The organism is Pseudomonas putida (assembly GCF_001941965.1).
In the GTDB taxonomy this organism is placed as follows: domain Bacteria; phylum Pseudomonadota; class Gammaproteobacteria; order Pseudomonadales; family Pseudomonadaceae; genus Aquipseudomonas; species Aquipseudomonas putida_L.
In genome coordinates, this window is sequence record NZ_MKZO01000025.1 from 367665 (window position 1) to 379916 (window position 12252).

Here is a 12252-nt window from a genome sequence, read left to right on the forward strand (position 1 = left end):
ATGGACAAGACTACCGCAGAGCGCATTGCCAAACGTTTCGTCGGCCTGCCCCTGGAGCAGCGCCGGCAGATCCTCGAGAAGATGCGCGAGACCGGGCAGAGCTTCCGTCTCCTGCCGATTGCCGTGACCCGTAGCGATACGCCGCGTATCCCGCTGTCCTACGCCCAGCAGCGCATGCTGTTCCTGTGGCAGATGGAGCCGGACAACAGCGCCTACAACGTGCCCATGGCGGTGCGCCTCAACGGTCCGCTGGACCACGCCGCGCTGGGCCGTGCACTGGAGCAACTGGTGCAGCGCCATGAAACCCTGCGTACCCGCTTCGTGTCCGTGGAAGGCGAGTTCCACCAGGAAATCCTCGACCAGGTGCCGGTGGCGCTGGAGCTGGTCGAAGTGGCTGAGGAAAGCGCCCTGGCTGCGCTGGTCGAAGCCGAATTGCAGGCGCCGTTCGACCTGCTGGGTAACCGGTTGCTGCGGGTCAAGCTGTTCCGCCTCGGGGCCAGCGAGCATGTCCTGACCCTGTGCATGCACCATGTGGTCTCGGACGGCTGGTCCGGGCAGTTGCTGGTGCGCGAGTTCGTCCAGTTCTACCAGGCGCAACTGAGCGGTCAACCGGCGCCTTTGCCGGAACTGGCGATCCAATACGCCGACTATGCGATCTGGCAGCGCGCCTGGCTGGAAGCCGGCGAGGGCGAGCGCCAGCTGGCTTACTGGCAGGAACAACTGGGCGACGAGCAGCCGGTGCTGAGCCTGCCGCTGGATCACGAGCGTCCGCTGCAACCGAGCTACCGCGGCGCCGTGCTGCGCGCCGATCTGCCGGCCGGCCTGTCGGCGCAACTCAAGCAGGTGGCGCGCAACAACGGCGTGACCCTGTTCATGCTGACCCTGGCCGCCATGTCGGTGGTGCTGGCGCGCTACAGCGGCCAGGCCGATATCCGTATCGGCGCGCCGAACGCCGGGCGCACCCGCAGCGAACTGGAAGGGCTGATCGGCTTCTTTATCAACACCCAGGTGCTGCGCGTCCAGGTGGACGAGCGCCAGCCCTTCGCCGCCCTGCTGGAGCAGGTCAAGCAGGTGGTCAGCGGTGCCCAGTCCCATCAGGAACTGCCTTTCGAGCACCTGGTGGACGCCCTGGCCCCGGAGCGCAACCTCGGCCACAACCCGCTGTTCCAGTTCAAGATCAACCAGCAGGTGTTCGTCGCCGAGGACGGCAGCGAGGCCGAGCGTGGCGTCGATGGCCTGAGCGTGGAAAAGTACGCCTCCGGCTCCAGCGATGCACGCTTCGACCTGGCCTATGACTTCGTCGATGGTCCGGACGGTGTGCGCGGCTACTTCACCTATGCCACCGACCTGTTCGAAGCGGCGACCATCGCGCGCATCGCCGGGTCGCTGCGCACGGTGCTGGAAAACCTCGTGGCCCATGTCGCCGAGCCGGTGCTGGCGTTCCCCGAGCAGGCGCCGCAACTGGCTGCGCCACAGGCGCCGGCATTGACCGGTGGCAACTTCATTTCCTTGTGGCAGCAAGGCTTGCAGACCGGTCGCGGCAAGCTGGCCCTGCGCGCTGGCGAGCAGACCCTCGACTACGCGCAACTGGAGACGCAATCCAACCAGCTCGCCCATTACCTGCAAGGGCAGGGCGTGCAGGCCGGGCAGGTCGTAGCCCTGTGTCAGGAGCGCGGGATCGAGTGGGTGGTCAGCCTGCTGGCGGTGCTCAAGCTCGGCGCGGTGTACCTGCCGCTGGACAGCCGCCAGCCCCAGGAGCGCCTGCGTCAGCTGGTGCGGGATAGTGGCGCGGTGCTGCTGATCCAGGGTGTCGAAATGGACCTGGGCTGCCCGGCGCTGAGCTGGAATCCATCGCTGTGGGCAGAGTGCGAGACCCGCGCCCCAGACGTGCAGATTCAGGCCGAGCAACCGGCCTACATCATCTACACCTCCGGCTCCACCGGTCAGCCGAAGGGCGTGGTAATCAGCCATGGCGCCCTCAGCAACTACGTTCAGGCAGTGCTGGAACGCCTGGACCTGAGCGCCGACGCCAGCCTGGCCATGGTCTCGACCATCGCCGCCGACCTCGGCCACACCATGCTGTTCGGCGCCCTGGCATCCGGTCGTGCGCTGCACCTGTTGTCCCATGAACACGCCTTCGATCCGGACCGCTTCGCCGCCTACATGGCCGAGCACCGTATCGACGTGCTGAAGATCGTCCCTAGCCATCTGCAAGGCCTGTTGCAGGCGGCGAAAGCGGCGGACGTGCTGCCGCGCGAACTGCTGGTGCTCGGTGGCGAAGCCAGCAGCTGGAGCCTGCTGGAACAGATCCGCGGCCTGAAGGACTGCCGCGTGCTCAACCACTACGGCCCGACCGAAACCACCGTGGGCATCCTCACCCACGAAGCTGGCGAGCGCCTCGACGGCTGCCGCAGCGTGCCGGTCGGTCAGCCATTGGCGAACGGTACAGCACAGGTGCTGGATGCCTGGCTCAACCCGGTCGCCGAAGGCGTTGCCGGTGAGCTGTACCTCGGTGGCGAGGGCCTGGCCCAGGGCTATCTGGGCCAGCCGGCGCTGACTGCCGAGCGTTTCGTCCCGGCCGACAACGGCCAGCGCCGTTATCGTGCCGGCGACCGTGCGCGCCTTGTTGGCGGTGTGCTGGAATACCTGGGCCGCGCCGACGACCAAGTGAAGATCCGTGGCTACCGTGTCGAGCCGGGCGAGGTCGGCCATCTGCTGCAAGGCCTCGACGGCGTGGCCGAGGCGGTGGTCCTGGCCCTGCCGCAGGACAGCGATGAAGCGCGCCTGCAACTGGTGGGCTACTGCGTCGCGGCCAGCGGCGTCACCCTGCACGCCGAAGCCTTGCGCCAGCAACTTGCGGCAAGCCTGCCGGAATACCTGGTGCCGGCGCAGATCCTGTTGCTGGAGCGCCTGCCGCTGACCGCCAACGGCAAGCTGGACAAGCGCGCCCTGCCCAGGCCGGGCGCGGTCAAGCAGCGTTACGTGGCACCGTCCGGCGAGATCGAGGAAAAGCTCGCGGCGATCTGGCGCGACGTGCTCAAGCTGGAACAGGTGGGCAGCACCGACAACTTCTTCGAACTCGGTGGCGACTCGATCCTCAGCCTGCAGATCATTGCCCGAGCCAAGCGCCAGGGCATCAAGCTGAGCCCCAAGCAGCTGTTCGAGAAACAGACCATCGGCCAGTTGGCCACCGTCGCCAAGCTGATCGAGAAGAAAACCGCCGCCCCGGCCCCGGCACAGATCAGCGGGCGCCTGCCGCTGCTGCCGATCCAGGCGCGCTTCTTCGACACCGCGATCCCCGAGCGCCAGCACTGGAACCAGGCGGTGATGCTCAAGCCGAGCGTGCGCCTCGACGCCGCCCATCTGCAGTTGGCGTTGCACGCACTGATCGAACAGCACGACGCCCTGCGCCTGAGCTTCCAGCAGCAGTCCGCCGGCTGGCAGGCCAGCTTTGCCCCGGCCAGCAGCGCGGGTGTGCTGTGGGTCCGTGAGCTGGCCGAAGCGGGCGACCTGCGCGAGCTGGCCAACGAGGCCCAGCGCAGCCTGAACCTGGGCGACGGCCCGCTGCTGCGTGCGCTGCTGGTCAACCTCGCCGATGGCGAACAGCGCCTGCTGCTGGTGATCCATCACCTGGTGGTGGACGGCGTGTCCTGGCGCGTGCTGCTGGAAGACCTGCAACAGGCCTGCGCCGCGCTGACGGCGGGCAAGGCGATCGAATTGCCGGCCAAGACCAGCTCGCTGAAAGCCTGGGCCGGCCAGTTGCACGATTACGCCGTGAGCCCGGCGCTGGAGCAGGAACTGGATTACTGGCAGGCGCAGTTGCGCGGGCTCAGCGACGAGTTGCCTTGCGACCATCCCGAGGGCAGCCAGGAGCGCCGGCATGCTGCGTCGGTCAGCACCCACCTGGATGCCGAACTGACCCGCCGCCTGCTGCAGGACGCCCCGGCGGCCTACCGCACGCAGATCAACGACCTGCTGCTGACCGCCCTGGCCCGGGTGATCTGCCGCTGGACCGGGCAGGCCCATGCGCTGATCCGCCTGGAAGGCCATGGCCGCGAGGACCTGTTCGAGGATATCGACCTGAGCCGCACCGTCGGCTGGTTCAGCAACCTGTTCCCGGTGCGCCTGACCCCGGCCGCGTCGCTGGAGGCCTCGCTCAAGGCAATCAAGGAACAGCTGCGCGGGATCCCGAACAAGGGCATCGGCTACGGCGTGCTCCGTCACCTGGGCAACGATGCCGCCCGTGAGGCCTTGGGCGCCTTGGCCCAGGGCAATATCGTCTTCAACTACCTGGGCCAGTTCGACGGCAGCTTCACCGCCGAGGACGCGCTGTTCGCGCCGTCTGGCGAAAGCGCCGGCGACGGCCAGGACTTTGCTGCGCCACTGGCCGCGCTGCTGAGCATCAACGGCCAGGTCTACGGCGGCGAGCTGGACCTGGGCTGGAGCTTCAGCAGCGCGGTGTTCGAGCGCGAGACCGTGCAGCGCCTGGCGGATGACTACGCCGCCGAGCTGCGCCTGCTGGTGGAGCACTGCACCGCGCCGGCCGTGGCCGGCATCACCCCCTCGGACTTCCCGCTGGTGAAACTGACCCAGGCCGAGCTGGATGGCCTGCCGGTGCCCGCCGGCAATATCCAGGACCTCTACCCGCTGGCGCCGATGCAGCAGGGCATGCTGTTCCACACCCTCTACGAGCAGGAGGCCGGCAACTACATCAACCAGTTGCGGGTCGAGGTCAATGGCCTTGAGGTCGCCCGCTTCCATGCGGCCTGGCAGGCGGTGGTGGACCAGCACGATGTGCTGCGCAGCGTGTTCGTCAGCGAGCTGGAGCAGCCGTTGCAGGTGGTGCTGCGCCAGGTCGAGGTGCCGTTCAGCGAGGTCGATGTCCGTGGCCAGGCCGACCAGCAGGCCTGGCTGGATGCCTGGGCGGCCGGCGAGCGCGAGGGCGGTTTCGAGCTGAGTAGCGGGCCGCTGCTGCGGTTGGCCGTGGCGCGCATCGGTGAGCAGCGTTATCAACTGGTGTACACCTGCCATCACATCCTGATGGACGGCTGGAGCAGCTCGCGCATGCTCGGCGAGGTCTTGCAGCGCTACAGCGGCCAGGACGTTGCTCGTCAGGGCGCGCGCTATCGCGACTATATCGAGTGGCTGCAACGCCAGGACGGCAGCGCCAGCCAGCGCTTCTGGGTGCGTCACCTGCACCGCCTGGACGAGCCGACCCGCTTGGTCCAGGCATTCAAGTCCGGGGTTGCCGGCACGGGTTACGGCGAGCAGTCCCATGTGCTGGACGCTTCCCTGACCCAGCGCCTCGGCGAGTTCGCCCGGGAGCAGCGGGTCACCCTCAACACCCTGGTCCAGGCTGCGTGGCTGTTGCTGCTGCAACGCTACACCGGGCAGTCCAGCGTGACCTTCGGCGCCACGGTGGCGGGCCGTCCGGCGGAGCTGCCGGGCATCGAGGAACAGCTCGGCCTGTTCATCAACACCCTGCCGGTGGTCGGCAGCCCGCGTTCCGAACAGTCGGTAGCCGATTGGGTGCGCGAGGTACAGGAGCAGAACGTGGCCCTGCGCGAGCACGAGCATACGCCGCTCAACGAGATCCAGCGCTGGGCCGGGCAGGGCGGCGAAGCGCTGTTCGACAATATCCTGGTGTTCGAGAACTACCCGGTGTCCGAGGCGCTGCAGCAGACCGCACCGCAGGGCCTGGAATTCGGTACGCTGGTCAACCGCGAACAGTCCCACTATCCGCTGACCCTGGTGGTCAACGTCGGCGCCACGCTGTCCATGCGCCTGAGCCATGACCGGCGCTTCTTCGCCGATGCGGCGGTGGTGCAACTGGCCGCGCATCTGGATCATCTGCTGCGAGCCTTGGTGGCCAATCCGCAGGCGGCGCTGGGTGAGCTGGCCTTGCCTTCGGCGGTGAGCCAGGAAGTGGCGGTCTACCCGGGCGAGCAGTGCATTCATCAGCGTATCGAGGCGCAGGCGGCGCGGGTGCCGGAAGCGGTGGCCGTCAGTTTCGGTAGCGAACAGCTGACTTATGCACAGCTGAACCGTCGGGCGAACCAACTGGCGCACAAACTGCGCGAGCAGGGCGTTAGGCCGGATGTGCTGGTCGGGCTTTCCGTCGAGCGCAGCCTGGAAATGCTGGTCGGGGTGCTGGGCATCCTCAAGGCCGGCGGCGCCTATGTGCCGCTGGACCCGGATTATCCACAGGACCGTCTCGACTACATGCAGCAGGACAGCGGCATCAAGCTGCTGCTGACCCAGGCGGATCTGCTGGGCTCGTTCGAGGGTTACAGCGATGAGAATCCGGTCAACCTGACGTCGCCGGACAACCTCGCCTATGTGATCTACACCTCGGGTTCGACCGGCAAGCCGAAAGGCGCGCTGTTGCCGCACCAGAATGTCCTGCGCCTGTTCAAGGCGACCGAGGACTGGTTCGGTTTCGACGACAAGGACGTGTGGACCCTGTTCCACTCCTATGCCTTCGACTTCTCCGTGTGGGAGATCTTCGGCGCGCTGATGTACGGCGGTCGCCTGGTCGTTGTCCCGCGTGAAGTGACCCGGTCGCCGGAAGACTTCAGCCAGCTGTTGGTGGACGAAAAGGTCACCGTGCTGAACCAGACGCCATCGGCGTTCAAGCAACTGTCCCGGGTCGCCAGCGAAGCACTGAGCCTGCGCTACGTAGTGTTCGGCGGCGAAGCCCTGGACGTCGGCAGCCTGCAACCGTGGTTCGAGCGCTTCGGTGATCAACAGCCGCGTTTGATCAACATGTACGGCATCACCGAAACCACGGTGCACGTGACCTATCGCCCGATCACCAAGGCAGATCTGGTGCAGGCGGAAGTCAGCCCGATCGGCGAGGCGATCCCGGACCTGTCGATGGTCGTGCTCGACACCGACTTCAACCCCGTCGCGACCGGTGTCTGCGGCGAGCTGCATGTCGGCCACGCCGGCCTGGCTCGCGGCTACCACAACCGCGCCGCGCTCACTGCCGAACGCTTCGTACCGAACCCGTTCGCGAAAGACGGCAGCCGCCTGTATCGCACTGGCGACCTCGCTCGCTTCCGCGAAGAGGGCGTGATCGAATACGCCGGCCGCATCGACCATCAGGTGAAGATCCGTGGCTTCCGTATCGAGCTGGGCGAGATCGAGGCACGCCTTCAGGAACACGACGGCGTGCGCGAAGTAGTGGTATTGGCAGTAGCCGGCCCGAGCGGGCAGCAACTGGCGGCCTATCTGGTCCCGACCGATCCGCACCAGGCCGACCTGCGCGAGACCCTGAAAACCCACCTGAAAGCCAACCTGCCGGACTACATGGTCCCGACCCATCTGGTCTTGCTGGAATCCTTCCCGCTGACCGCCAACGGCAAACTGGACCGCAAGGCCCTGCCCAAGCCTGACGCGGCCACTCTGCAAGCCGCCTACGTGGCCCCGCAGAGTGCCCTGGAACAGCAACTGGCAGCGATCTGGGCCGATGTGCTCAAGGTGGAGAAGGTCGGCCTGACCGACAACTTCTTCGAGCTGGGCGGTGATTCGATCATCTCCATCCAGGTGGTCAGCCGCGCCCGTCATGCCGGGATCTTCTTCACACCGAAGGACCTGTTCCAGCGCCAGACCGTACAAAGCCTGGCGGCGGTGGCGCGGCTGGCCGAAGCCACCACTATCGAGCAGGGCGCGGTCGAGGGCATCGCCCCGCTGACCCCGGTGCAGCACTGGTTCTTCGACGGCGACCTGCCGCAGCGCCATCACTTCAACCAGGCGGTGCTGCTGCAGCCGTCCCGCGCCCTGGACGGCAAGGCGCTGGAACAGGCCCTGCGCGCGCTGCTGGTGCAGCACGACGCCCTGCGCCTGGCCTTCGCTGAAGACAACGGCGTCTGGCAGGCCCGTCATGGCGCCCGTCACGATGCGGCCCTGCTCTGGCAGCGCCAGCTGACCCATGTCGATGAGCTGGAGCCGCTGGTGCAACAGGCCCAGCGCAGCCTCGACCTGCAACAGGGCCACCTGCTGCGCGCCCTGCTGGCCGACCTGCCGGATGGCTCGCAGCGCCTGCTGCTGGTGATCCATCACCTGGTGGTGGATGGCGTGTCCTGGCGCATCCTCCTGGAAGACCTGCAACAGGCCTACAGCGCGCTGCTGGACGGCAAACCCGCGGCCCTGCCGCGCAAGACCAGCGCCTTCAGGCACTGGGGCGAGCACCTGCGCGACTATGCCCGCAGCCCCGCGCTGGAGCAGGAGCTGGGTTACTGGCAGGCGCAACTGGAGGGCGTCAGCGATGCCTTGCCGCATCACGCCTCCGGCCCGCTGACCAGCCGTAATATCACCAGTGTCTCGACCCGTCTCGACCGCGACACCACCCGCCAGTTGCTGCAGGACGCCCCGGCGGCCTACCGCACGCAGATCAACGACCTGCTGCTGACTGCCCTGGCCCGGGTCATCTGCCAGTGGACCGGGCAGGCCTCGGCACTGATCAAGCTGGAAGGCCATGGCCGCGAGGACCTGTTCGACGAACTGGATATCACCCGCACCGTCGGCTGGTTCACCAGCCTCTACCCGGTGAAACTCAGCCCGCAGGCGGACCTGGCTGGCTCGCTGAAGACCATCAAGGAACAACTGCGGGCGATCCCCAACAAGGGCATCGGCTACGGCGTGCTGCGCTACCTCGGCAGCGACGAGGCGCGGCGCAGCCTGGCGGCCCTGGCCAAGGGCACAATCGTGTTCAACTACCTAGGCCAGTTCGACGGCAGCTTTGCCGCCGAGGACGCGCTGTTCGTCCCGGCCAGCGAAAGCCGTGGCGATATGCACAGCGCCGAGGCGCCGCTGGACAGCCTGATCAGCGTCAGCGGCCAGGTCTATGGCGGCGAGCTGGAACTGAACTGGCGTTTCAGCACCGAGGCCTTCGCCCCAGCGCTGTTGCAGGACCTGGCCAACCGATATGGCGAGGAACTGCGCCAGTTGATCGCCCATTGCCTGGGCGCCGGCGTGGCCGGGGCGACGCCGTCGGACTTCCCCCTGGCGCGCCTGGAGCAGGCGCAGATCGACCGGCTGCCGATCGCCGTGGCGGAGATCGCCGATATCTACCCGCTGTCGCCGATGCAGCAGGGCATGCTGTTCCACAGCCTGTACGAGAAGGAAGCGGGCAACTACATCAACCAGATGCGCGTGGATGTCCGCGGCCTCGATGTGCCGCGCTTCAAGGCGGCCTGGCAGGCACTGATCGACCAGCATGAAGTGCTGCGCGCCGGTTTCGTCAGCGATATGGAGCGGCCGTTGCAGGTAATCCGTCGCCAGGTCGCGGCAGCCTTCGCCGAGCAGGACTGGCGCGGTCGCGATCATTCCGACGCGGCGCTCAAGGCCTGGGCCGATGGCGACCGCCAGCGCGGTTTCGACCTGGAGCAGGAAGCGCTGCTGCGCCTGACCCTGATGCGTACTGGCGAGGACAGCCATCACCTGGTCTACACCAGCCACCACATCCTGATGGACGGCTGGAGCAACTCGCGCCTGCTCGGGGAAGTCCTGCAGCGCTACCACGGTGAAGTGCCGGCGCCGAGCGGGGCGCGCTATCGCGACTATATCGAGTGGCTGCAACGCCAGGACGCGGCGCTCAGCCAGCGGTTCTGGAGCGAGCAACTGGCGGTGCTGGACGAGCCGACCCGGCTGGTCCAGGTGCTCAGGTCGAGCACCGGCGCCCAGGGTTACACCGACCAGCATTACGCGCTAAATCAAGGGGAAACCCGCAAGCTCAACGAGTTCGCCCGCGAACAGCGGGTCACCCTCAACACCCTGGTCCAGGCCGCGTGGCTGTTGCTGCTGCAACGCTATACCGGGCAGCCCAGCGTGACCTTCGGCGCTACCGTGTCGGGGCGTCCGGCGGAGCTGGCGGGGATCGAGGAGCAGCTCGGCCTGTTCATCAACACCCTGCCGGTGGTCGGCAGCCCGCGTTCCGAACAGAGCGTGGCGGACTTCGTGCAGCAGGTGCAGAACCTCAACCTGGCCCTGCGCGAGCACGAGCACACGCCGCTCTACGATATCCAGCGCTGGGCCGGGCAGGGCGGTGAAGCGCTGTTCGACAATATCCTGGTGTTCGAGAACTACCCGGTGTCGGAGGCGCTGCAACAGGCGGCGCCGGAGGACCTGAAGTTCGGCAGCGTGATCAACCTGGAGCAGACCCACTATCCGCTGACCCTGATCGTGGCGGCCGGCGATACGCTGGGCGTGCGCTTCAACTTCGATCGCCAGCGCTTCAGTGATGAAGCCATGGCGCGGCTGGTCGGGCATTTCGACCATCTGTTGCGGGCGCTGGTGGTGGAACCGCAGGCGGCGCTGGGTGAGCTGGCCTTGCCTTCGGTGGTGAGCCAGGAAGTGGCGGTCTACCCGGGCGAGCAGTGCATTCATCAGCGCATCGAAGCGCAAGCGGCGCGGGTGCCGGAGTCGGTAGCCGTGAGTTTTGCTGGCGAGCAACTGACGTATGCACAGCTGAACCTCCGGGCCAACCAGCTGGCGCACAAGCTGCGCGAGCAGGGCGTGGGGCCGGATGTGCTGGTCGGGCTTTCGGTCGAGCGCAGTCTGGAAATGCTGGTCGGGGTGCTGGGCATCCTCAAGGCCGGCGGCGCCTACGTGCCGCTGGACCCGGATTATCCACAGGACCGTCTCGACTACATGACGGCGGACAGCGGCATCAAGCTGCTGCTGACCCAGGCCGATCTGCTGGGCTCCTTCGAGGGCTACAGCGATGAAAACCCGGTCAACCTGACCTCGCCGGACAACCTGGCCTACGTGATCTACACCTCCGGCTCGACCGGCAAGCCGAAAGGTGCCTTGCTTCCGCACCACAACGTCCTGCGCCTGTTCCAGGCGACCGAGGACTGGTTCGGCTTCGACGACAAGGACGTCTGGACCCTGTTCCACTCGTATGCCTTCGACTTCTCGGTGTGGGAGATCTTCGGCGCGCTGATGCATGGCGGTCGCCTGGTCGTTGTCCCGCGTGAAGTGACCCGCTCGCCGGAAGACTTCAACCAGTTGCTGGTGGACGAAAAGGCCACGGTACTGAACCAGACGCCATCGGCCTTCAAGCAACTGGTCCCGGTCGCCTGCGCAGCGCTGTCCCTGCGTTACGTGGTGTTCGGTGGTGAGGCCCTGGACGTGGGCAGCCTGCAACCGTGGTTCGAGCGTTTCGGTGATCAACAGCCGCGTTTGATCAACATGTACGGCATCACCGAAACCACGGTGCACGTGACCTATCGGCCGATCACCAAGGCGGACCTGGTGCAGGCGGAAGTCAGCCCGATCGGCGAAGCCATTCCAGACCTGTCGATGTATGTGCTGGATACTGATTTCAACCCGGTCGCGACCGGAGTCTGTGGCGAACTGCATGTCGGTCACGCCGGTCTTGCTCGCGGTTACCACAATCGCGCCGCCCTGACCGCCGAACGCTTCGTGCCCAACCCGTTCGCCACCGATGGCAGCCGCCTGTACCGCACCGGTGACCTTGCCCGCTTCCGCGAAGAGGGCGTGATCGAATACGCCGGCCGCATCGACCATCAGGTGAAGATCCGTGGCTTCCGTATCGAGCTGGGCGAGATCGAGGCGCGCCTGCAGGAACACGAAGGTGTCCGCGAGGTGGTGGTGCTGGCAGTCGATGGCCCGGCGGGTCAGCAACTCGCGGCTTACCTGATCCCGGCCAATCCTGATCAGGGTGATCTGCGTGACAGCCTGAAGGCTCACCTGCGGGCCAACCTGCCGGACTACATGGTCCCGGCCCATCTGGTCCTGCTGGAGTCCTTCCCGCTGACCGCCAACGGCAAGCTGGACCGCAAGGCCCTGCCCAAGCCCGACGCGGCCAGCCTGCAAGGCGCGCATGTGGCCCCGGTCAGCGAGCTGGAGCAGCAGCTGGCGGCGATCTGGGTGGATGTCCTGCAAGTGGAGCGGGTCGGCCTCACCGACAACTTCTTCGAGCTGGGCGGCCACTCGCTGCTGGCGGTGCAGATGCTGGTACGCATCCGCGACCAGTTGCGCTGCGATATCGCCCTGCGCGAGCTGTTCGAGAAGAGCACGCTGCAGGACCTGTGCGCCGTGGTCGAGGCGAAACAGGGCCAGGTGGACCATGCCCAGGACGAACTGACTAAATCCCTGGAGGCCCTCAAACGTCTTAGTGCAGAGGAAATCGACAACCTGCTCGCCTGACTGGAGACCCCAACGTGCAAGAGCTGCTTGACTCCGTGAAATCCCTGTCTGCCCGTGAACGCAAGGCGCTGGCCG

General features: G+C 66.6%; 1 protein-coding gene. It reads left to right on the top strand.

The features are described from left to right. Entirely contained in the window at positions 1–12177 is a 12177-nt protein-coding gene (locus tag PSEMO_RS15970) for a non-ribosomal peptide synthetase (protein WP_075803942.1), read from the top strand. Positions 12178–12252 lie beyond the last annotated feature (75 nt).